Consider the following 22,058-nt stretch of genomic DNA (forward strand, 5'->3'; position numbering starts at 1 on the left):
GCACACTTAGCAGAAGGAATAAGAGAAGGACAGTTTATCCTTCTGCTTATTAGAGATGATTTTTAAGAAAAACTCCATAATAGACGTGCTACAACACCGTTATCTTTGACTTGAGATGAATATTGGCCAAAATAAGAAACCGCTAAATGCACATTATTCGTTAAACGTACGGCTTCTAACCCTGCGTCTATTAACAGCGCATCTTCAGCAATCGGCGTACCAGCGATTAAGAAGGGTGAGCTACTGGGGAGAAAATTAAAAGTAGCATAAGGGGTTAAATGATTATATGCATGACGCCAGCCTAAAAAGAGATGTTGATTAAAGGAGTAAGTTTCGGTAGTAGAAATAAGGCCTCTCTCTCGGGCGCCTAAAGTTGAGAAAAAGACATCCTGACTGGCACTACGGGCTCTTAAACTGGCTTCCCCACCTGATTCAGTAAAACTATCTGTATGAGTATCAACATAAGCTAGATTAATTAGAGGTTTGACTAAAAATCGATTAACTTGCCAGTTGTATCCTAGTTCCCCAAAGACCTGCGCTGTATGGCCATTATAGTGGTTAGTTAGTCTATTCACTAGCGTTGAGAAATCAACAAGTCGATGGGTATCATTTTTAATTTCACTCCAACTGTAAGCTGCGCCGCCACTTAAAACAAATTGGTTAAAGAAACTCGTGCCATAAAGACCTAGGTGGCCATTACTACTTTCATGACTATGCGAGTTAACGTTGTTAACATCATGTTGAGATTCGCTAAAACCGCCCACAAGACCTAATCGGCTATTGATACCCACTGCTTGGTCTGCACCAATGAAAAAGCCTTGCGTTGCGCGTTCAAATTTGGCAGCATTCCTATCGCCTTCTAATTGACCCCAAGCACCGAAACCATGCGCCCAAAAGACAGTGCCGGTGGCAGTTTTCACTTGTGCCAGCGTTTCACTGTCATCTAAGCGATTTAAAATTGCATCACGGATATAGCGGCTCTCTTCAACACGGGCTGCTAAAGTTGAGGCGTAAAGCTCGCCGCTTAAATCATCTAAAGCATTTTGTATTTCTGTCGGATGAGATAGCTGCAAAAAAGCAGTATGGAGGCTATGAGCGGGTGCTAAACTGTTAAGATGTAGGCTATGGGCGGGCACTAAATTGTTAACCGGTGCTAAGCTTTCTAGNTCTCGGGCGCCTAAAGTTGAGAAAAAGACATCCTGACTGGCACTACGGGCTCTTAAACTGGCTTCCCCACCTGATTCAGTAAAACTATCTGTATGAGTATCAACATAAGCTAGATTAATTAGAGGTTTGACTAAAAATCGATTAACTTGCCAGTTGTATCCTAGTTCCCCAAAGACCTGCGCTGTATGGCCATTATAGTGGTTAGTTAGTCTATTCACTAGCGTTGAGAAATCAACAAGTCGATGGGTATCATTTTTAATTTCACTCCAACTGTAAGCTGCGCCGCCACTTAAAACAAATTGGTTAAAGAAACTCGTGCCATAAAGACCTAGGTGGCCATTACTACTTTCATGACTATGCGAGTTAACATTATTCACTTCATGTTGGGATTCACTAAATCCACCCACAAGACCTAATCGGCTATTGATACCCACTGCTTGGTCTGCACCAATGAAAAAGCCTTGCGTTGCACGTTCAAATTTGGCAGCATTCCCATCGCCTTCTAATTGACCCCAAGCGCCAAAACCATGCGCCCAAAAGACAGTGCCGGTGGCAGTTTTCACTTGTGCCAGCGTTTCACTGTCATCTAAGCGATTTAAAATTGCATCACGGATATAGCGGCTTTCTTCAACACGGGCTGCTAAAGTTGAGGCGTAAAGCTCGCCGCTTAAATCATCTAAAGCATTTTGTATTTCTGTCGGATGAGATAGCTGCAAAAAAGCAGTATGGAGGCTATGAGCGGGTGCTAAACTGTTAAGATGTAGGCTATGGGCGGGCACTAAATTGTTAACCGGTGCTAAGCTTTCTAGTGCCTGGGCAACACTGGCTTGATTGCGAGTTCTTGCAAAAGAACCAAACAAAGTTGAACTTCGCGTGATGTTTAAAATGACGTCTTGTGGTGTATAACTTAAAGAAAAATTTAAGAAGGGAAGAAAGCTTGGCAAGATGAGATTACTATAAGTACCTGTTACCCCTTGATTGGCATGTAAAATACTATAATTGCCTATGGTTGGATTTTCAGGTAAAACTTGTACAAATGAGCTAGGGCGTAATGTTGCAGCGCCAGCGATAGAAACTCTATCGGCTTGATTAGTATTGACATTGACTAAGTATATAGAGTCTTCATACTGCGTATAATCGCCATTAATTGTTAATGTACCAACTGGGTTAAAAGCATTACCCGGTGCAATGATACCTTCTACCATGGTTGTTCCAACGGTACCTGTGCCACCTAAATAAGGGGTGCCAGAAAAAGGGATATTAGCCCCTACAGATACAGAACTTTGTAGGTTGCCCTCAACTATTAAACCGCCTGCTTGTACGAGGGGCTGTCCCGTATAAAAGTGGGTTCCTGTTAATGTTAATGTACCTGCGCCTACTTTTGTAAGCCCGCCCGTGCTTATGAAAGTAGTGTTAGTCGTTCCGACATCAAAGCCATTGGAATTTATAGTAAGGCCACTACCAGGAAGGCTAGCATCTTGTAAGCTAAATACATTAAAGTTTGATATGAAGCTAGGTGTACTTGCAGTAGCCACCAGCGTGCCACCATTCGAAAAAACCATAGCTCCTGGCCCCCCTACAAGCTGTCCTGTCGTCAGTGTGCCACTTGTAAACAGCTCACCATTTAAGCTTAAATTTCCTGTTGTTCCAGGATTAACGGCAATGTAGGTTGCAAGAGCAGTCACAGCACCACCGGAAGAGATGGTTAAATCGCCAATACCTGAGTTACCTACCAACAAGTTAATACTCACGTTCCAACTACCAGCGTTGCTCACATTGACAAAAGCTTCGCTAGTAGAGTTAATACCAATGATGCCATTTACGCTATTTACCAGGGCGCCATTCGTAATGTTAAGTGTGCCAGAATCTATATACATTTGATTAGCAGATAACCTAGAGCCCATATCTGTAACTAAAATAGAGCCCTGAACAAAAACAGGGCCAGTAATGGCAGCGGCAATAGTGACTGAATCAGCTATTAAAAACCCAGCATTTGAAATTTCTAAATTACCACCATTGATAGTGACTGAATTTGCCTGGGCTATTTGCCCTGTTGAACCTGTTACAGTAGGAAATAACAAGTTAGAATTTGCGATAATAACAGCATTATCGGGTAAGGGAGGGCCTAGAGGAGTCCAATTGGAAGAAGTAAACCAATCAGGGGTGCTTGCCGAAGGATTCCAGACTATAGGCGTAACAGCATAAGTAATCGTTGAAAAACTTAGTAGCAGCGGCGAAATGACACAAACATGCCATCAATTTTCTTAACTAACATTCTAAATCCTTTTAAAATCAGTGTGGAGAGTTAAATAATTAGAGTTTACTTACTATAGTTAACATAGACAAATTTCACAAACAACAGAAAATTAATATAAACTAATCTATTTAATAAGCCAAAGATTATAAGTTTTTAGATAAGCTGCTGATAAATCGATCGAGGTGATTAGAAAAATTTTGAATTTCTTTACTGCTTAATTTGTCGGCTCCCCCGCTTATTAAACCATTATCTCGCAATGATTCATTTAAATTTCGCATGCTTAAAATTTGTTTTATATTATTAGCTGAGTACAATGTACCACGCGGATTAAGTGCATAGGCTTGCTTTGCAATCACGTGATCTGCCAAAATAATATCAGCGGTAATGACGAGCTCTTTGCTCTGTAAATGCGTAATAATGTAGTTGTCTGCTTTGTCAAAGCCGGCTGAAACAATCACTCGTTTAATAAATGGCGATGGTGGAATGACGGCATAATGATTAGCGACAATCGTAACCAGAACACTACGTTTTATAGCTGCACGAAATATAATTTGTTTAATTACTTTAGGGCAAGCATCGCCATCAACCCAAATGCTCATTTAAAAAACCTTATCAAAACTTATCAATATTAATCAATTAGGGAAGTTTACCTTATTTTTAATTAATTACTTTGTTATTTTCTTAACTAACGTTTTTAAGTTAATTTTTTTAATACAGCCTCCCCTACCGCTTTCGCACTCGCTGGATTTTGTCCAGTAATAAGAAAGCCATCTTCTACTAAATGCTTTTGAAAAGGAATCGGAGCTTTACTGTATTGTGCATCACGTTTAATTAATTCCTCTTCTAAATTAAATGGCACGGCTTGCTCACGTTTTGCCCATTTTTCTTCTCGCCAAGAAAAGCAGGTTACCCTTTTTCCTGTAACTAGATATTGGCCATTGCTTAATTTAGCGTCTAGTAATCCAGCCGGACCATGACAAACCGCGGCTATTATTTTGTTAGCTGTATAAAATTGACTGATTAATTCATTAAGACTCTTACTGTTTGGAAAATCAAAGCATACGCCATGACCACCAGTCAGATAGAGAGCACTATAATTGTCCGGATTAAGATCAGCAATTTTTAAAGAATTACTTAATAAATTCATAAAATCACGATTTCTATAATAACGATGGACTACACCCTTAAAGCCCATAGTAAATCCAGCTTGCGTTAACATTAAACTTTCAGGATCTAATGGTACAAATCCGCCTAGGGGGCTGGCAATGTCCATTTTTATACCAGCTTTGTCTAGCACATCCCAAAAATGAACTAACTCACTCAGCCACAAACCTGTTCTATAACCTACTTTTTCATATTCAGGTGTGTTTGTTACTATAATGACCACTCGACGCTCCATGGTATTTTACTCCCTTAAGTTATGCTAAATAAGTGAAAGAAATATTAGCAAGTAACTATAATCTAGCAGACCAAGCCCTTTAACTATTGAAAAGGGTTATTCTGTGCCACATAATTAGTTATAGGATAATTTTGTAAAAATGAAGATGAAAAGTGTTAAAAAAATTGCATGCCCTACTTGTGGGAAATGCCAAGTTTGGAGTAGCGCCAATGTCTTTAGACCTTTTTGCTCGGAGCGTTGTAAGCTTATTGATTTAGGTGAGTGGGCTAACGAGACTCGCAGGATTGCCGGTCATTCGATTGCGCCCGATCTTTCATTACCTATCGATAATGAACCAAGTGATTCTAATGAGTCTTAGCCTTAAATAGCTATATGACTTCTTTGACATATCATTGCCTAATCAAATGTTTAAAAGACTAAATTGCTTTAATCGCTTTTTTGAAGTACTGTCAAATAACTATCATTGATTAGCGAAAACCACAGATATGGATAAGTCGAATCAGGCTCGAACAATGATTATATTGCTATTTGCCCTAAATTTTCTTAGTTATATTGACCGCTCAGCCATGGCTTATGCCATTCCAGTCATTACCAGTTCATTAAGGATAAATAGCTATCTTATCGGCCTAATACTTGGTAGTTTCGGTATAGGATATTTTATAACAACGTTCTTAGGCGGCTTATTTGTCGATAAATATGGTTCAAAAAGAGTGCTATTGCTATCTACGTTAATATGGACATGTTCAATGGGACTAACAGGATTAGCAACTGGATTTTACTCGCTTTATTTAGCCCGTTTTGGCCTTGGAGCTGGTGAAGGGCCAAGTTTCCCTGCTGTTGCAAGAACAGTGAGTGATTGGATACCCTTACGCTCACGTTGCCAAGCTTTAGCAAACTCACTCGTTGCTGTTCCCCTTTCTTTAGCCATAGGTGCACCACTGGTTACTTTTTTAATAACTTACCTTGGCTGGCGTCTTATGTTTTTAGTGCTCGCAATTTTGGTATTATTATGGTGGCCTTTTTGTTATTTCTTTTTTTTAGATAAATCCAATGAAGATAAAGTTGATAAAGCTACTTTAACAACCTTAACTGAAGATAAATACTACTTTTTTAAAAATAAAACACTTCTAAGCAATGCTTGGGGATTTTTTGTTTATGGTTATTCCATGTTTTTCTTTTTAACTTGGTTACCTGATTTCTTAGCCAGTACTTACCATTTAAGTATTAAACAAATAGGGCTATTTTCCATTTTACCTTGGGTTTTAGCGACTGTATTTCTATGGCTAGGCGGGTACCTTTCAGATTTTTTATATAACAAGACCAAATCTTTAAGATATTCAAGGAGTTATTTAATTTTAGTAGGTCAGCTATTCACGCTTTTATCTCTCGTTGTGGTTTTGAATTTTAAAGATTTAACTATTATTTTAATGGCGATCTCTTTTGCAGTGGCTTTTAATCTTAGTAATAATACGCCTTTTTATTCAATAAATATGGATATTTCAGCAAAACGCGCCGGTACATCATTAGGTATTATGAATTCCACTTTTGCTATTGCGGGTTTCCTCGCTCCAACTATTACTGGTGCTGCTGTACAATTAACCGGAAATTTTCATGCTGCTTTTTTATTGATGGGACTCTTAACCTTGTCTGCCATTATTAGTATTTTTCTCTTTCATCATCCTGATAAAACTATATCTAAAAGCTTAGTTTAAAAAAGATGCTAAAATTATAACCATAGATGCATTCTATATTTAATGGTGAACGATTCTCATTTTATTTAGGGAATTAAAGAATGGATGGAGCATGGATGAGCAAGCAAAATGTTTGGATTATTCAAAATACCGACGTTAAACTTTTTTTTCCTCTAGGCATTGACGATGCTATCTTGCTTACAGAACTACCGGCTAAGCCTCCTTTTGCCTTAGTATTGGCAAAAAATTCCCAGCAAAATTGGATTGATTTACTCAAAGAAATAAGAAGCAAACCGGGGTATCGTTTTACGCCCGTTTTTTATTATGATGATGTACCATCTAATTTAAGGCATCTTTTTGCCGGACCTGCTGATGATAATCTCATAAACAGTGCTAACAAAATTTATGAGCGTATAAACCATATTTCTCCCTTTACCTTTCAATCTCCCAACAAGGAATCAATATTATTAGCTTATTTATACTCGCGTCCCCATTGTCCCGTTAAGGGATATAAAAGCGACAAATCACCCTTTGTATATGAATATCCTTTATTAAATATTCTTTTTAAAGATAATTTAGAAATTGATAACTGGAAATTTTTAGAGGGCTTAGTAACCAGAAATTTACTTGCTCATAGCGATATCATTGATGAAATTGAAACCTGCCCATCTTGCTATTCAGGATTAATAAATTTAAAAAGATCTTGTCCAAGCTGCCGTTCAATTAACTTTAAGCCACAACAACTTGTACATTGTTTTTCTTGTGGAAAAATTGCACCAGTACCTGAGTTTTTACGTCAAGAAAGATTAATTTGTAGTAGCTGTCACACGAAGTTAGATTTACCAGGTATAGATTACGAAAAACCTATCGAAAATAAATTATGCAATACATGTGGCCATTTTTTTGCCGAACCTATCATCGAATTAGTGTGCTTAAGCTGCCAGCGAACTTCAACGCCAAGTGAATTTATACGCAAGCCTTTATATAATTATCATTTAACGCGTCAAGGAGAGTATGTTGTTTTAGGAATAGAAAATAGTTTCTATGCTAGTTTTGGTCAATATTTTAAAATGACTGATTACCCTGTCTTTCTGTCTATTCTAAGTTGGCATATAAAATTAGCCGAACGTTATGGTTTGTTTAACTTTAGTGTAATGGCTTTAGAGATAGATGTTGAAAACAGAGAAGATGGCTGTATGATAATTATTAATCGACTCCAAAATGCAGGTCAAAAATTAGTTAATAAAGGAGTTAGTACAGGATTGACAATTAAAGTAAGTTATCTGATTTCTAATGAAATTGTTAGCAATGCCTTACAAGGTGAATTAGTTATTGCTGAGTTAAAAGTACGTATGCAAGAAAATAATTTTTTTATTGTAAAAAAGTAGCTAACTGTAAAAAGTAGCTAGAAGAAAATTATTAATAATATAAATCTTTCTTAGTTAAGTTCTAATTAATTAACATGCCTCCTTGTTAAACACATTGTGATTTTGCTAATATCCCTGCATTTAATTTAATCGTTAAATCTTTGCACTTAGATAAAGCCATAGTTTTATTATCAAAAGGCTTTTTCTAATTAAATGTTTCTTTTTTGTCTACATAATTAAACCTAAGTTATCTAAACCGATAACTTAAGTTTCCCTAATAAGTGAGTTATTATGAAATGGTATATTGAGGCACTAGAACCTGTTTTAAATAAAATTGTTTTTGAGCAAAGAGAAGAAGCAGAGCAATTTTTGAAGGTATGTTTAGATATTTTTTATACCCTTGATAATAACCCAGAATTAGAATTTTATTTAGGACCTATTGAAAAGCTGCATAAAAAGTTTGCCAATTATAAAAATGATTCGGTTTCTTTGAAGGAATTTGCTACTTATCTATTGCCACTGCTGATTGTTTATACCAAAGTTACAAATGATAGTAGGGTTTGGAATAATGATTTTATGGATTATTTAAATGAAATTATTCCTTTAACTCATGAGAAATCATTTTTGCGCGAAGTATCAATAAAAGCATTAGAACAATGGGAACGGTCTTTTCTTAAAGAGCTAAACTATAATGTACAAGTTGATGAGGATGAAGCTATTCGACTAGTAAAACCCTATGAAGCTGATCTTCCGCAAAGCTTACGAGCTTATATAACATTCAAACAGGAGCAAACAATACAAAGCAATAATCAGCAGTTTGATATTAAATCACCAAATAAATCGTTTGAGGAAATAGAATTTCACTTTACAGAAAATGAACTAAAACAGGGCTTGGAAACTATTTTAGGACGACATAGACAACAACCCATCATTGAGAATTTTATTGAGTTAATAAAGTATTGTTTTAATCAAACAATCGAAAGCCCTCAAATAAAGCATCGCCTTCCTTTTTTTCAAACGTTGGTATCAGATGAAGCAAGGGCTGCAAAACACTTAGTTGAAGCATTAAGAAATAAGGATCAATCTAATTTTACAGCAAAAGATAAAGAGGCACTGATGAGTAATATTAGATTAGTATTAACAATTAAAGATGCGTTGGAGTATCTAGAAGAGGATTATTTAGATCAATTAAAAAATGATTTAAATATGACGCAGACTCTTAAATCATTAAATCAATTAACTGAAGTTCTAATGAATGAAGAGTCTAATCACATGCTAAAAGTCATTAACTAATTCTAACATGGTTAGCTAACTGCTTTATTAATTCTGCATATTTAGGTGTAATGTTTTTTTATTCATCCCATTTGGGTGCTAACTCGGCAGGATTAATAAAGCGCTGCGGCTTATTCCCAATTGCTGCTATTGCCTTCATGTCTTCTTCTATGATTTCAAAATCAAAGATAGCAGCATTAGAAATAATGCGTTCTTTATGAGTTGATCTTATTAAAGATGGAATACCTAACTGATAAAGCCAGCGAAAAATAAGTTGTGGCACATCCTTTTTATATTTATTTGCTAACTTTACTAAGGTAGTTTCTTTTATTAATTGTCCTTGCGCTAATGATGAATGAGCAATAATGCTAATTTGATGTGCATTAGCAAATTCAATTACCTTAGGTTGTTGTAATAAGGGATGAAATTCAATTTGATTAAATAAAAGAGGAACACTCGTTAGCTCAAGAGATTGTGCCATTTGAGCAATGGTAAAGTTACTCACCCCAATATACTTTGTATAACCTTGTTTTTGCACCTCATTTAAGGCTGCTATTGTTTCTGCTAAAGGCACTAATTGCGTTGGCCAATGCAGAAGTAATAAATCAACATAGTCTGTTTTAAGCTTATTAAGACTTGTTAAAACAGAAGGTAAAAAAGCTTTTTCAGAAAAATTATCAATCCAAACCTTTGTGGTAATAAATAAATCTTTGCGATTTATTTGCGTATCTGCAATGGCCTGCCCTACTTCTTCTTCATTACCATATATTTGCGCGGTATCAATGTGTCTATAACCCTGCTCAATCGCATAAATAATATTATCGATAAGATCTTTACCGCTCAGTTGAAAGGTACCAAATCCAAGCGCAGGAATTGAACTATGATTGAAATTTATTGTGTTCATAACGTGCCTTATTTAAAGAGTTAAACTAATGTTTCTAACATTGCGACATCATAAGAATCCATGTTAGCCGCGTTTTTTATGCGAGTAACGAGATCAGGATTAGCAATAAAAGGTCTGCCAAAGGCAATTAAATCAAATTGATGCGCAATGATTTGCTGAGCTGCCTTATGCACGGTATAACTGCCGCTAGCAATTAAATGCCCATTAAAATGCAAGCGCATAAATTCAGTCATAGTTTTGTAATTAAGCTCAGGAAAGCGGGTTGCATCATCAAAATTACCGGTATGAAGATAGGCAATGTTTTTTTCACTTAACTTTGCTAATAAATATTGAAAAACGTCAGCATCCCGGCTATCGCCTACAATCTCATTTAAATAAGCACCAGGTGATAACCTAATTCCTACTCGCTCAGCGCCAATTTCTGCTATACAAGCATCCATAACCTCTAAGGCAAATCTAGCAAGGTTTTCTGGTTTAACACCGTAGGCATCTTGACGCTTATTGGTAGAGTAATGCAAAAATTGATCAATTAAATAACCATTGGCACCGTGTATTTCAATGCCATCAAAACCGGCCTTCAGAGCATTTTTAGCGGCTGTTGCATAACTACTAACCAAATCCTGGATTTCTAAATAGGAAAGTGCTCTTGATTTGCCATAGTATAACTCGCCGTCTGCTCTACGTACCCGGCCATTCATTTCAGTTTCCGAAGCAGAGATAGGTAATGACCCATTTAAAAAAATGGGATGGGAGACACGGCCAACATGCCAAATTTGTAAAAAGATCTTACCTCCATTTTGATGCACAGCTTGAGTAACCTGTTGCCATCCTTTTATGTGCTCTTCTTTATAAATACCTGGCGTATTACTATAACCTCGGCCATCAGGACGAATAATCGTGCCTTCAGTAATAATTAATCCAGCATCCGCTCTTTTGGCATAATAGGTAGCCATTTCCAAAGTAGGACTAAAACTATCAGTTGCTTTATTACGTGTCATAGGTGCCATAACAATGCGATTTTTAAGCTCAATTGCTTTATTAAGCTTAAAAGGTTCTAAAAGAATACTTGTGTTGACCATCTTTTTCTCCTAATTTATTTCTAAATATCGCAAATTCTCGATATAAGCAGGCAAAAAATTTTAAATCTTTGCCTTAAACTCCTGAAAAAACTGCTCAATAAAAGGTTGATTTAATTTACAATAAGTCCATTGACCGCGACGCTCCATCGTAATAAGACCGGCTTGATGCAATTGCGATAAATAAGCAGAGATAGTTGACTGCGATAAGCCTGCTTTTTTTTCAATAAGTCCTACACAAACCCCATCAATACTCACGTCACAATGTGAGGAAGTGAAATGCTTAGCAGGTTCTCTTAACCATTCAATAATCTGTAGTCGTCTTTCATTAGAAAGTGCTTTTAAAATAGGTACAATATTCATATTGATTATTATATCGGAATTTTGCGATAAGTCAATATAATATCCAGCTTATTTAGTCCAACTTTAGCTTAAGTTACTAATTTTTTGACAAATTATTTGATTAAATAATTTTTTTTAGAAAAATAGAGTAAATTATTTTTACTAAATAATCAGTTAAGCACCTCACTAAAAAGAATTATTGTTGCTAGCTGAAGAGTTATTATCTATTACCATATTATCCGTTGACTCTTGGCCAAAAAACTTCTGAGAGAAGAAATGATAGTTTGTACTGTTATAATGGGCACCACCCTCGAGGATAGAAAATTTAATTCTTGAGGAAATATAATTTCGGCAAAATTATGAACTTATAGATGAATTATAGCCCACCAAAATTAACAAATTATTAAAAGAAACAATAAGTTTTATTATCAGTAACTACCTACAAACTGGTTATTAATTAAAATCAATAACGAATGGTTCAGCAGTTTTTTTAATAGGGTCGTATTTACAACGGTTCGTATAATTTAAATTTTTACCATATACATGCAATGAAATGGCTACCTCATTTGCAACATTAACCACACTATGGATTTGATTGGCTTCGATAGCAATAACCTCGCCCGGATGACAGGTAATTGGAGGTTCTTGCCGTTTAAGATCAGCGTAGCCAGGGCTTGAACCATCATCAAGTCGTGTCCAAAAGTAATTTTCTTCAATACCCCTAACACAACCCACAACTGCCCAGGTGCGATGATCATGCGGCAAAATTTCCCGTCCTGGCTCCCAAGCAACTAAATTTACCGCCAAACAATGATTAGGTTCTTCATACAGTAACCACGATTTGAAACCTTCCGGTGTATCAACTATTTTAAACTGATCTTCTAACCAATCAGACTGTTTAACCCAGGATTGCAAGATTGAGGAAATCTTTTTCATGTTCGAAGCATCATGATGCTCTTGAACATGTAGTGCTTTTAAGTCGTTAATAAAAGGGGTTAAAGCCTTCATAATTAAATTCATGATAGGTTTCAATTTTAAAGGGTCTTAATATGGAGCTTAGCAGAAACAAAATAGATTGCTTGAAAAAAAGCAAAATCCTATTTGATTGCCTTAAAATGTTTTACAATGAGCGTGCTTATTATAAAAAGGATATGATTATCAAGTTTTAAGCTTATTAAATTTAAATAGCCAATAAAAAGAATAATTATGGAAAACAATTGTTTGCGAAACCATTCTCTTACCTATCGTGCAGACATTGATGGTTTAAGAGCATTAGCAGTGATCTCAGTCGTAGGATTTCATGCCCTTCCTCATAGTTTACCCGGGGGATTTATTGGCGTTGACATTTTTTTTGTTATTTCTGGTTTTTTAATCTCAACTATTTTGTTTAATAATTTAGAAAATAACCATTTTAGTCTGCGAGACTTTTATGCTAAACGAATTAGAAGAATATTTCCTGCTTTATTAACCGTTTTAGTTAGTTGCTTGATATTTGGCTGGGTCGTTTTGTTTGCGGCAGAATTTCAACAATTAGGTAAACATATTGCTGCAGGAGCAGGTTTTGTTTCTAATTATATATTATGGCAAGAGGCTGGTTATTTCGATAAAGCGGCCCATTATAAACCCCTGCTACACTTATGGAGTTTAGGCATAGAAGAGCAATTCTATCTAATTTGGCCACTCTTATTATGGTTTATGTTTAAAGTGCGCTTAAATGCTGGCGCTATTTTAGTTTTTGTCATTCTTTGTTCATTCAGTCTTAATCTTAAGATGATTCATCAGGATACAGTTGCCACTTTTTATCTACCACAAACACGCTTTTGGGAATTAATATGTGGCAGTTTATTAGCTTGGATTAATTTATATAAACAAACAGAGTGCGAACAAATTAAGTTTAGCTTACAAAGGCCTCTTGCAACTATTTTTAAAACTAATTCTTTCCTTTCTAATCCTAATCTTATAAACCATCTCTTAGCATCAGCAGGTTTGGCTTTCATTATCTATGCTCATTTTAAGGTTAAAAAAACATTCCCGTTTCCCGGCGGCTGGGCAGTTTTGCCTTGTGCAGGGACAGTATTATTAATTGCTGCTGGTTCAAAAGCTTGGTTAAATCGCAACTTGTTAGCAAATCGCTTCTTGGTATGGGTGGGTCTAATTAGCTTTCCTCTTTACTTATGGCACTGGCCTATTTTATCTTTTATAAAAATTACTGAGCCTACCCCAAGTAAACTATTATGTTTGTTTGGCGTTGGCGTAGCTATCCTTTTAGCTTGGTTAACCTATCAACTTATTGAAAAACCAATACGCTTCGGTGCTTATAGACAAAAAAAAACGATTACACTAATCATTTTAATGACTTTGCTAGCAAGTTTGGGTGGCTTTATTTATAAGCAATCTGGTTTAGTCTTTAAATCGTCACAAGTGAGTGAAATTGTTAATTTAGTTAACAATCCGCTTCCAGCAGTAAATGATGTTGAGTGCAGCGAATTAATTCCTGAATTTAGACAATTTAAATTTATTGCGGGCTGCAAGCTTTCTAAAAATACATTGCCTGATGTTATGTTTATTGGTGATTCCCATGCAATGCATTATCGGAATGCAGTTTGGCAACAATTTTCTAATCATTCCGTATTAATGATTGTCGAACCAATGTGTTTTCCTTTTTCCAGCCATCGTTTCTTAAAAGGTGAATGTCGAAGAAAATTTGATGCTCTTTTAGCCTTTTTAAAAACAAACAAAAGTGTTAAAAAAATTTATTTATCGGGTTATTGGTCTTATTTAATGACCGGTGGCTTTGCTATCCAAAAGGATCATTGGCGTCAAGCAAAACCCCTTACACTCAAAAAAGCGCTTAGTTTTCAAGAAAATGGTAGACGCTTAATTAAAACCATTCTTGCCTCTCAGAGAGAAATTATCTTTTTAAAAGATATACCTGACTTAGATTTTAATATTAATACTTGCTTTAAATTAAGACCTCTTCGTTTATCTTTTCGGCCCCTTCGTACCAACTGTTGGATGGATTTTGCCAACTATCAAAAGCGAATGGCGCCCTATGATAGAGTTATTGATAATTTATTAAGTGAATTTCCCCAAGTAAAATTATTTGATCCCCGTCCTTTATTTTGTACGGATAATAAATGCTTTGCACGTGATGCTGAACTGCCTTATTACTATAATGGTGATCATTTAAATCACTATGGCGCAGAATATGTGTTTAAAAATATGCAAAATCTAATCAGCTAAAGGCTAGTACCTTTAGCTGAATATTTTATGCTTTGAATTAGTCGCCAAGCGTATGCTGATAATGCTCTAAACTTTCATCTAAGCTTGCAGCATCCGTTAAGGCTGCAACATTTTCTTTGGTAAAGAACCCATCAAAGCCATGACATCGTTCAACATATTCAGTAATTAATAAGGAATATTGTGAATGCTTAGAAAATATTTGTTTTAGGTCAGGTACATCCGTACAGGCACCAAAGACTTGCGCTAAAAATTTAATGGGTAAATTGGTTTTTAAAATATCAACGACAAAATCAATGTTTTTTTTGCCGGGACTATGATCACCATCACTTATTTCATAAGCGATATGATGCATACGTCGGCCATAATTACGTACAAATGTTTCCGTTGGCATAGGAAGGTTTTCAAATGAGTTGACCATATAAGGCGTATTGTTAGCAGTAAATACTTTTGCTGGTGACTGAATATCTTTACCATGCGGTGAGCGATTAACATTGGTTGATGAATTCATGTCATAAATATTGTAGGCGCCCCAAAAATAATAGTTAGAGAGACATAGAAATTCTAAAATAGCATCTTCTCGCTCACCGGCTAAAATGCGGGTAGCCATATGATCAATACCCTTTACTAAGCCCTTTGTACCATAGTTTGCTCCCCATTGATCAGCCTCATTCAGTTGTGACTCTTGTTCTTTAGTAAGAAAAAATCGCTGACCTAATTCAAGGCTATCAAAATCGAAAATATCGCTATCTATATAACCAACACTGTTATAGGTAAAATCAGATAACTTAGTAAAATGAATGTGGCTACTGCAATAAAATTTATTTTCAGTTATATCAGGAATACTGAAATTAAAATCATGAGAAATAAGAATTTTACGCACTTCATCTTTATCTTTGCAGCGATATATTTCTCCGACATAGCGGGCATTAAATTTTGGTCGCGCTAATGGATACATTTTGTTAAGGCGGGTAATATCGTCCCTGAAGTTAGGATCTAAGGGTTCAAGGACAATATAAACAGGTGCATTTTCGGTATTAACAAGGCAATAAAACTTGTGGGTATCGCTAATATAACTTCTAACATAACGATAAGGTGTCATGTAATACATTTCTTTCAGATATTCAATTGCATCACCCGTTTGGACTTGCACAACAATCCCACACATATCGCCATATAAATCCTCAAGCCCAGAAGTTTGCCTTCTTTCATAAATTTTAGTTTTATACTCATTAAAATAAGCAGAATTTTCTTTATCACCTTTGGGCTGATACTCAAATGGATTAATCATTGCTAACCTCTACTAACAGACAAACTATGCACCTGATATTAATAATAAGTATATATTGTCTGTGAATTTTTGCTTGCAAAGTTACTTAAATGAACCAAAACCATAAGGCAAAAAATGGCAAAAACCAGCTTGTTAATAAAGTATTCAATCAGCCAGGGAAAGAAAAAGAATGTTTATCAAAAGGATCGCCCTGGGTTATTATCGATTTTAGAAAATGAAAACAGGCGCTCGCTTGCCATTTACGTTGCTCACTTCGCCACTCAGGTCCATGAAGTTTTATGTGTTTATCATGGACTGGATCATAGATAATTAGTGTTTCAGGTATATGTATACTTACAGGTGCGCTATCAGGGTACCTATATTTATTAGTAGTTTGACTTCCTTTAGTATTAAATCTAATACCTTTTAAACTATGGCTCAGCATATTTTTCATCATGTCTATTAATATATCTGAGCCACATTCACCGCTTAACTTATAAGCACTTGGGTGATTTTCAATGGTGATATTATAAGCTTGATAAATTTTCTTAAAAGGGATTGTTTTTGATAAATCAAATATACCCGTATGACCACTGTCTTTGCCAATAAATCCTCGTATTAATAAAATTTGGACAGGAATATCGTTTTTATACTTGCCTTCAAGAATAATGAACGCATGAGTCGTATTATCTTTCATATTAGGAATAATATTATCCTTTGGAGCTAAAAAGGACTTATCTTCTTCATCATTTGCCTTACATCTACCTGCACCGATTACAGTCCCATCTTCTTGCAAAATAATAAAGCTATACTCTTTTGGAATATTTTCAGTATAATACTTACTTTCAATAGTATTCGTAAAAAATTTCATGATTTACAGCACCCTGGCTTTACTTTCACTTTAATCCTATCATAGAAAAATTAAGTAAATATTAAGATTTATTTAGCCCTTTTTTGTTGTTCAAGTAAGCTCTAAAAAAACTATTTATTTACGATAATTTCGCTACTATTTTACAAGGAAGTCCTGTTTTTTCTGGTAAATTTAACCACATCAAATAAATACAAAAATCACCTTTTACTTGCTTGTTCAATAAATCTAAATTAGTTATATTTTCAACAATATAAATACCTTGTGCTTCACAACGTTTATCAGCTAACGCATGTTCTTGGCCCCGACGAATACCGGCTGCATCAATAGCGATAACATGAATTTTCTTTACAATCAAAAGATCAATTAACTCGCTCGATAGTTGTGGGTGTTGATGAAAATAAGCTTGTGTGCCATAAGCATGTTCTCTGATTCTATCGGTTTTAAATATCAAGCAGTCTTTTTCTTTTATTGCATCTATATCAATATCTGTACTTTCAATGTCTCGATCTTTAATATGACTTACGTCAAATAATAAGGCTCTATTTTCTATGTATTCTAGGGGTATTTTTGTCTTCAAATGAATATCAATATGCGTACCATAATGACCCGATTTTAAAATAACATCAGCTTTGTCATTGATAACTTCCTTATCCATGGCTAATTCATTGAGGTTAAGTGTTAAATCAATATACATTGTTACATCCTCATCTTCTTTAAATTAATCCTATAGTAGTTTTCTTTAAGATGTATTAATATCCTTATTTTGACAAAAAATAATAAAATTAAGACATGCCTTACTATACAAAAACGGATAAAATTGATCCGGATGAAATTAATTCTCCTATTATAGGGCTTGCTTTTGATAATTATCCAACCACACCAGGCGAACACTGTCACCGCAAAGGACAACTTTTGTATTGTAGTCAAGGCGTGACGCATTTTTACTGTCAAGGTCGCTATTTCTTATTACCACCGAGTAAAGCAGCGTGGATTCCTCCTAATGTAGTACATGATGTTTACTCAGCAAGTAAAGTGAGTTACCGCTCTTTATATATTGAGGTAGAGCATTTTTTACCACTGCCAAATGTAATGCAAATATTACAGGTAGAACCATTATTAAAATTAATGGTTGAAAAATTTTGTTTTGTTAAACCAGGCTATTTAAAAGATAGCCCTGAGTTTCGACTAGGCACAGTTATTGTTGATTTTATCAAGCAAGCAATAACTCTACCGCTGTCTTTACCAAACCCTATCGATAAGCGTTTAAATAAAATTTTTCAGACAATACTGCTAGCGCCTGGTGAAGCAAAATCTGTAAATGATTATGCTGAGATGGTAAATATTACTGCACGAACACTAAATCGAATTACTCAAAAAGAGATAGGCATGAGTTTTGAAAAATGGCGTATGGAATTGCGCTTAATGCATGCCTTTGTGCTCCTTGAACGCGGCTATTCTGTCACACAAGTCAGCCAAAGCTTAGGCTACAGTAATGACAGTAGCTTTATTGCCCGTTTTAAGCAATGGGCTGGCGAGACGCCTGCGCAATATCGACGTAAGGTTCAGGCCAGACTCTAAATGCTCTGTGCCAGCTTAATTGCATCAAAGGCTATACTATAATAGTTGATAAAGAATCTATTTCTTTAATCGCTCAATACAATAAATAATACATCTTAATCAGTGAAGGATAGGCCTGCATGCCTAAAATGAAAATTAAAAATATTTCCATATATTATGAAGTACATGGCTTTGGTGAGCCTATTATTTTTATTTCTGGTTTTAGTGTTGATCATACTGTTTGGCAAGAAATTTTGCCTTATTTCAAAGATAAGTACAAAGTCATTTTAATCGATAATCGTGGTGCTGGCCAAACTGATGTTCCGCAAGGCCCTTATACTATTGCTGAAATGGCAGATGATATTGTCCAATTATGTAGGCAATTGAAAATCAAACAAGCACATTTTGTAGGTAATTCCATGGGTGGGCTTATTGTACAAACACTAGCCTTTAAACAGCCAGATTTAGTGACATCAGCAACTATTAGTAATTCCGTCATGACTATACATACCCCCTACCACCTTTATATGGATGCCCAGCTTGACTTACTGAAAGCGCAAGTGCCTATGCACACCTTAATTAAGGCTTCAGCAAGCTGGCTCTTTTCTTTTCAATTTCTTGCCAAACCGGGGGCTGTTGAGCAATTAATTAAACAGGGATTAAGTAATCCATATCCTTTTACGCTGGCAGGGTATGAAGGACAATATGCAGCATTAGCAAACTTTGATTCCAGCGCTTGGGTGAGTCAAATTAAAGCGCCAACTCTTGTTTTAGCTGGTGACGAAGATTTAATCTTTAATAAAGAAGCAGTTCATAATTTAGCAAAAAACATGTTAAATGCGGAATATTTTTGTTTTACTCATTGTGGTCACTTACCTTATATTGAATACCCAAAACTTTTTGCTAGCGAGATAAAATCCTTTCACGCTAAACTGGACTAGGCAATTTTGAAAAATTTTGATTAAGTAAAGCATAACCTACTAAAGATATCATTGTTATAATTACTAGGCTTAAAAGAAGAAGCAAACAATGATTTAATTGGCTAATTGCTAAATTGGGTGGCGGATAAAAACTGACACTAAAGGCAATTAGACTACCCAGTATTCCTAATAGGGCCAATATAATTACCCACCATTTATGCACTTCTTGCTTTTGTATAGCTAGTCTAATAGCACTTAAAAACATTAAAACATACATCGCTAAATACATCTGGGTGGCGAGTACAATCATGAGCCAATAAGACATATTAACCGATGGGAAAAATAAAAAAAGAACGCTAATTATAGAAATGATACTAGCTTGAATAACTAAAAGTTGATTGTTAAGGCTATCTGAATGAATCGCATGATGCTGTTTATTAAACGCAAAAGCGAGCCCTTTAATTGGCGAAATTAACCAATTATTGGCACATCCAATACAACCAATAAAGACCATCATATCAATGATAAGGGCTATCTTATCTAATTTTATTTGCCTGAAAAAAATTTGGAATAAATCAGGAATGCCGGTGATAAAACCAAGTTGCTGGCTTGGAATAATAAGCGCTAATGTTAATGCGCCGAAAAGCATAGTAGAAAAAATGATAAGGGTAGAAAAGCCTATCGCTATCGGTAGCGCATTTTTTTTACTGTCTTTAGCATGTATTGCTGCGATTTCAATACCGCAAAAAGAAAGAATGATAGCTGTTAAAGCTGACCATGAATTTTCTGTATTTGATGTCAGTGTGGTAAGTGTTTGCGGATTGCTTATAAGCCATTTTAAACCAATAGCTAGAATTATTATAAAGGGAATAATAAGGCCAATAAAAGAACAACATATTGTCAGAAATGACGATAAAGTAAAGCCGCGCCGATTAATCCAAGTTAGCCCCCAAATTAAGCCATTGGTAATTAAAAAAATCAACCGGTTATTTTGTGCTAAAGTGCTATCAAAGCAATATAAAAAAAGGCCAGCAATAAAGGCAAAAAACGTTGGAAAGATAAAAAGGTTTTGCATAAACTGAAGCCAAATGGCAATAAAACCCCATCCTTTACCAAGACTTAATTTTACCCAGCCATAAATACCTTCATCCGATCGTTGAGTAAACCAGCTGGCGATTACTGCACTTGGCAAGAGAAAAAAAAGAAACGCTAGTAAAAAATAGAAAAATAGATCGCGACCCATAGTAGCTGCTGCAGGTAAATTACGAATACTATCTACTGAGCAAACGATAATTAAAGTTAATTGTAGTGTGCTTAATTTTTTTAGCATTAAAATCTCAGCGATAAGCAGCTTAAACCACCATCAACCTTTTCAAACTCGGAAACATCTAAAGCAAGTATTTTAAAACCATGTTCCTCTAAACTTTGCGCAGTTTTTTTAAATCCTGCTGGTAAAATAATAGTATTATTAATGCTTATTGAATTTGCTGCATAAGTTTCTTCCTTAACTACATTGATTTGTTTAAAGGATTGCCATTCCGGATGGTTAATTAATTCTCCTGCCACCAATAAATAATTATTACCAAGATAAGACACACCACTTTTTAAATGCAGAAACTCTTTTAACTCAATAGTAGAACTGGTAAAACCAAAAGAAGCTAAAATAGTCATTAACTGTTCTGCACCTTGTTGATTGGTACGCTTAGATAATCCAATATAAAAATGATTTTCTACTCTTAAGATATCACCAGCATCAACTGTGCCTGGCGATTTGATTCGGACAATACGGTCTTTATAAAAAGACGCAATAAATGGCTCAATAAAGGCAACTTCCCCTTGCCTGCTTAAAGCCCCAGGTCGAGTTAAAATGGCAATTCTATCTGTTAATAATGCCGCATCTTCAACAAAACACGCATCTGGGTAGTCATCCAAAGGCGGCAATGTCGTTACCTCTACGCCGCAATTTCTAAGTGCGGTAACATAATTTTGATGCTGCACTAAAGCCAGTTCAAAATTTACCGGCATAGGATTTTGATTTGAAGTCAAGCCATGAACTAAGCTGGTAGCGGGACTACGAACAAGCGCTTGTGAATACATTATCTGATTTACCAATCATAAAAGTAATTTATTATAAACATAAAATAAAAATATTTAAGTAAATTTATTGGCAGAAAATCGTTACCAATATTCACTAACTGCACGCTTGCCAAGATATTCTTCAATACGTTTTTTTGTAGCGGGTGAAATATCTAAGGGTAAATGATCTAATTTAAACCATTGCTGTTCAGCAATTTCAGCAGAGTAACTTATCTCTTGTTGCAAAGCCTGACAAATATAAAAAACAATATAATCATCGCGCTTTTCATTATTACTATAATAAACAGCAAATAATTGTGCAGGCGCTAAAAGGCTAACACCTACTTCTTCTTTAAGCTCTCTTTGTAATGCTTGATAAGGGGTTTCACCAGGCTCAACACCACCACCAATGGTATACCAACCTAATTGATAGGTGTGCTTAACTAATAAAATTTCATCATCTTGAATAAGTAAAGCTCGTACGCCTATTGTTCTTTTGGCAAGAATAGAAAAAAGTGCATTTTTTGTTAAATGGTAAAAACGCATCATAACGTTATTGCTTCCTTAGAAAAATGCTGAAAATTGATTTTATTGCATAACGAATACCATATAAACAGGAAGCTCGCTAGTTATGAATTTTTTAATACTA

20 protein-coding genes are annotated in these 22,058 nt (G+C 35.3%); 7 read left to right on the plus strand and 13 right to left on the minus strand.

Annotation, left to right across the window (positions count from 1 at the left end; translation table 11 throughout):
* Positions 1 to 62 precede the first annotated feature (62 nt).
* From E1P04_RS13050 to E1P04_RS13060, 3 genes are all read right to left on the minus strand, one after another.
* Complete coding sequence (locus E1P04_RS13050) at positions 63 to 3,071, minus strand: autotransporter domain-containing protein (RefSeq protein ID WP_427853392.1); 3,009 nt, start codon at positions 3,069 to 3,071, stop codon at positions 63 to 65.
* Between the two features lie 496 nt (positions 3,072 to 3,567).
* On the minus strand, positions 3,568 to 4,023 hold the full coding sequence (locus tag E1P04_RS13055) for a YaiI/YqxD family protein (RefSeq protein WP_131783348.1): 456 nt from the start codon (positions 4,021 to 4,023) through the stop codon (positions 3,568 to 3,570).
* 95 nt (positions 4,024 to 4,118) lie between these two features.
* Entirely contained in the window at positions 4,119 to 4,823 is a 705-nt protein-coding gene (locus E1P04_RS13060; protein WP_131783349.1) for a type 1 glutamine amidotransferase domain-containing protein, read from the minus strand.
* Between the two features lie 145 nt (positions 4,824 to 4,968).
* On the opposite strand from E1P04_RS13060, the gene E1P04_RS13065 reads away from it, so the two are divergent.
* From E1P04_RS13065 to E1P04_RS13080, 4 genes are all read left to right on the plus strand, one after another.
* On the plus strand, positions 4,969 to 5,181 hold the full coding sequence (locus E1P04_RS13065) for a DNA gyrase inhibitor YacG (RefSeq protein ID WP_131783350.1): 213 nt from the start codon (positions 4,969 to 4,971) through the stop codon (positions 5,179 to 5,181).
* 154 nt (positions 5,182 to 5,335) lie between these two features.
* Complete coding sequence (locus E1P04_RS13070; protein ID WP_207386029.1) at positions 5,336 to 6,535, plus strand: MFS transporter; 1,200 nt, start codon at positions 5,336 to 5,338, stop codon at positions 6,533 to 6,535.
* A 95-nt stretch (positions 6,536 to 6,630) separates the two neighbouring features.
* A complete protein-coding gene (locus E1P04_RS13075) occupies positions 6,631 to 7,902 on the plus strand; it encodes a TackOD1 domain-containing metal-binding protein (protein ID WP_131783352.1) in 1,272 nt (423 codons plus the stop codon).
* A gap of 270 nt (positions 7,903 to 8,172) precedes the next feature.
* A complete protein-coding gene (locus E1P04_RS13080) occupies positions 8,173 to 9,174 on the plus strand; it encodes a hypothetical protein (RefSeq protein WP_131783353.1) in 1,002 nt (333 codons plus the stop codon).
* Between the two features lie 58 nt (positions 9,175 to 9,232).
* On the opposite strand, the gene E1P04_RS13085 is transcribed toward E1P04_RS13080, so the two are convergent.
* The 4 genes from E1P04_RS13085 to E1P04_RS13100 form a co-directional block, all read right to left on the minus strand.
* Entirely contained in the window at positions 9,233 to 10,057 is an 825-nt protein-coding gene (locus tag E1P04_RS13085) for an aldo/keto reductase (RefSeq protein WP_131783354.1), read from the minus strand.
* Between the two features lie 20 nt (positions 10,058 to 10,077).
* A complete protein-coding gene (locus tag E1P04_RS13090) occupies positions 10,078 to 11,136 on the minus strand; it encodes an alkene reductase (protein WP_131783355.1) in 1,059 nt (352 codons plus the stop codon).
* A gap of 60 nt (positions 11,137 to 11,196) precedes the next feature.
* Positions 11,197 to 11,496, minus strand: a complete 300-nt coding sequence (locus E1P04_RS13095) for an ArsR/SmtB family transcription factor (RefSeq protein WP_131783356.1) — start codon at positions 11,494 to 11,496, stop codon at positions 11,197 to 11,199.
* A 432-nt stretch (positions 11,497 to 11,928) separates the two neighbouring features.
* Positions 11,929 to 12,495 carry a cysteine dioxygenase family protein gene (locus E1P04_RS13100; protein WP_131783357.1) on the minus strand — a complete coding sequence of 189 codons (567 nt, stop codon included), beginning with the start codon at positions 12,493 to 12,495 and terminating at the stop codon, positions 11,929 to 11,931.
* 186 nt (positions 12,496 to 12,681) lie between these two features.
* On the opposite strand from E1P04_RS13100, the gene E1P04_RS13105 reads away from it, so the two are divergent.
* On the plus strand, positions 12,682 to 14,718 hold the full coding sequence (locus E1P04_RS13105; protein WP_131783358.1) for an acyltransferase family protein: 2,037 nt from the start codon (positions 12,682 to 12,684) through the stop codon (positions 14,716 to 14,718).
* Between the two features lie 37 nt (positions 14,719 to 14,755).
* Here the strand turns inward: E1P04_RS13105 and E1P04_RS13110 are convergent, their stop codons facing one another.
* The 3 genes from E1P04_RS13110 to E1P04_RS13120 all read right to left on the minus strand — a co-directional run bounded on the left by E1P04_RS13110 (position 14,756) and on the right by E1P04_RS13120 (position 17,550).
* On the minus strand, positions 14,756 to 16,006 hold the full coding sequence (locus E1P04_RS13110) for a hypothetical protein (protein WP_131783359.1): 1,251 nt from the start codon (positions 16,004 to 16,006) through the stop codon (positions 14,756 to 14,758).
* A gap of 148 nt (positions 16,007 to 16,154) precedes the next feature.
* Positions 16,155 to 16,856, minus strand: a complete 702-nt coding sequence (locus E1P04_RS13115) for a hypothetical protein (protein WP_131783360.1) — start codon at positions 16,854 to 16,856, stop codon at positions 16,155 to 16,157.
* Positions 16,857 to 16,974: 118 nt separating this feature from the next.
* A complete protein-coding gene (locus E1P04_RS13120; RefSeq protein ID WP_131783361.1) occupies positions 16,975 to 17,550 on the minus strand; it encodes a cyclase family protein in 576 nt (191 codons plus the stop codon).
* Positions 17,551 to 17,645: 95 nt separating this feature from the next.
* On the opposite strand from E1P04_RS13120, the gene E1P04_RS13125 reads away from it, so the two are divergent.
* Positions 17,646 to 18,434 carry an AraC family transcriptional regulator gene (locus E1P04_RS13125; RefSeq protein ID WP_131783362.1) on the plus strand — a complete coding sequence of 263 codons (789 nt, stop codon included), beginning with the start codon at positions 17,646 to 17,648 and terminating at the stop codon, positions 18,432 to 18,434.
* A gap of 119 nt (positions 18,435 to 18,553) precedes the next feature.
* Positions 18,554 to 19,354, plus strand: a complete 801-nt coding sequence (locus E1P04_RS13130) for an alpha/beta fold hydrolase (RefSeq protein ID WP_131783363.1) — start codon at positions 18,554 to 18,556, stop codon at positions 19,352 to 19,354.
* Here E1P04_RS13130 and E1P04_RS13135 read toward each other — a convergent pair.
* The 3 genes from E1P04_RS13135 to E1P04_RS13145 form a co-directional block, all read right to left on the minus strand.
* Positions 19,341 to 20,663, minus strand: a complete 1,323-nt coding sequence (locus E1P04_RS13135; protein WP_131783364.1) for an amino acid permease — start codon at positions 20,661 to 20,663, stop codon at positions 19,341 to 19,343. The two genes, E1P04_RS13130 and E1P04_RS13135, sit on opposite strands and share 14 nt — an antisense overlap.
* A complete protein-coding gene (locus E1P04_RS13140) occupies positions 20,663 to 21,430 on the minus strand; it encodes a dimethylarginine dimethylaminohydrolase family protein (protein ID WP_131783365.1) in 768 nt (255 codons plus the stop codon). Before E1P04_RS13140 ends, E1P04_RS13135 begins: the two co-directional genes overlap by 1 nt.
* Before the next feature lie 81 nt (positions 21,431 to 21,511).
* Positions 21,512 to 21,958, minus strand: coding sequence for an NUDIX domain-containing protein (locus tag E1P04_RS13145; RefSeq protein WP_131783366.1), 447 nt, complete (start codon positions 21,956 to 21,958; stop codon positions 21,512 to 21,514).
* Between the last annotated feature and the right edge of the window lie 100 nt (positions 21,959 to 22,058).

The sequence above is a fragment of the Legionella gresilensis genome, from assembly GCF_900639865.1.
Taxonomy (GTDB): Bacteria; Pseudomonadota; Gammaproteobacteria; order Legionellales; family Legionellaceae; genus Legionella_C; species Legionella_C gresilensis.

What these genes read in the sequence shown, in the direction of transcription:
- E1P04_RS13055 (WP_131783348.1), bottom strand. Translation starts at nt 4,023, where the DNA reads ATGAGCATTTGGGTTGATGGCGATGCTTGCCCTAAAGTAATTAAACAA.
- E1P04_RS13060 (WP_131783349.1), bottom strand. Translation starts at nt 4,823, where the DNA reads ATGGAGCGTCGAGTGGTCATTATAGTAACAAACACACCTGAATATGAA.
- E1P04_RS13065 (WP_131783350.1), top strand. Translation starts at nt 4,969, where the DNA reads ATGAAAAGTGTTAAAAAAATTGCATGCCCTACTTGTGGGAAATGCCAA.
- E1P04_RS13070 (WP_207386029.1), top strand. Translation starts at nt 5,336, where the DNA reads ATGATTATATTGCTATTTGCCCTAAATTTTCTTAGTTATATTGACCGC.
- E1P04_RS13075 (WP_131783352.1), top strand. Translation starts at nt 6,631, where the DNA reads ATGAGCAAGCAAAATGTTTGGATTATTCAAAATACCGACGTTAAACTT.
- E1P04_RS13080 (WP_131783353.1), top strand. Translation starts at nt 8,173, where the DNA reads ATGAAATGGTATATTGAGGCACTAGAACCTGTTTTAAATAAAATTGTT.
- E1P04_RS13085 (WP_131783354.1), bottom strand. Translation starts at nt 10,057, where the DNA reads ATGAACACAATAAATTTCAATCATAGTTCAATTCCTGCGCTTGGATTT.
- E1P04_RS13090 (WP_131783355.1), bottom strand. Translation starts at nt 11,136, where the DNA reads ATGGTCAACACAAGTATTCTTTTAGAACCTTTTAAGCTTAATAAAGCA.
- E1P04_RS13095 (WP_131783356.1), bottom strand. Translation starts at nt 11,496, where the DNA reads ATGAATATTGTACCTATTTTAAAAGCACTTTCTAATGAAAGACGACTA.
- E1P04_RS13100 (WP_131783357.1), bottom strand. Translation starts at nt 12,495, where the DNA reads ATGAATTTAATTATGAAGGCTTTAACCCCTTTTATTAACGACTTAAAA.
- E1P04_RS13105 (WP_131783358.1), top strand. Translation starts at nt 12,682, where the DNA reads ATGGAAAACAATTGTTTGCGAAACCATTCTCTTACCTATCGTGCAGAC.
- E1P04_RS13110 (WP_131783359.1), bottom strand. Translation starts at nt 16,006, where the DNA reads ATGATTAATCCATTTGAGTATCAGCCCAAAGGTGATAAAGAAAATTCT.
- E1P04_RS13115 (WP_131783360.1), bottom strand. Translation starts at nt 16,856, where the DNA reads ATGAAATTTTTTACGAATACTATTGAAAGTAAGTATTATACTGAAAAT.
- E1P04_RS13120 (WP_131783361.1), bottom strand. Translation starts at nt 17,550, where the DNA reads ATGTATATTGATTTAACACTTAACCTCAATGAATTAGCCATGGATAAG.
- E1P04_RS13125 (WP_131783362.1), top strand. Translation starts at nt 17,646, where the DNA reads ATGCCTTACTATACAAAAACGGATAAAATTGATCCGGATGAAATTAAT.
- E1P04_RS13130 (WP_131783363.1), top strand. Translation starts at nt 18,554, where the DNA reads ATGCCTAAAATGAAAATTAAAAATATTTCCATATATTATGAAGTACAT.
- E1P04_RS13135 (WP_131783364.1), bottom strand. Translation starts at nt 20,663, where the DNA reads ATGCTAAAAAAATTAAGCACACTACAATTAACTTTAATTATCGTTTGC.
- E1P04_RS13140 (WP_131783365.1), bottom strand. Translation starts at nt 21,430, where the DNA reads ATGTATTCACAAGCGCTTGTTCGTAGTCCCGCTACCAGCTTAGTTCAT.
- E1P04_RS13145 (WP_131783366.1), bottom strand. Translation starts at nt 21,958, where the DNA reads ATGATGCGTTTTTACCATTTAACAAAAAATGCACTTTTTTCTATTCTT.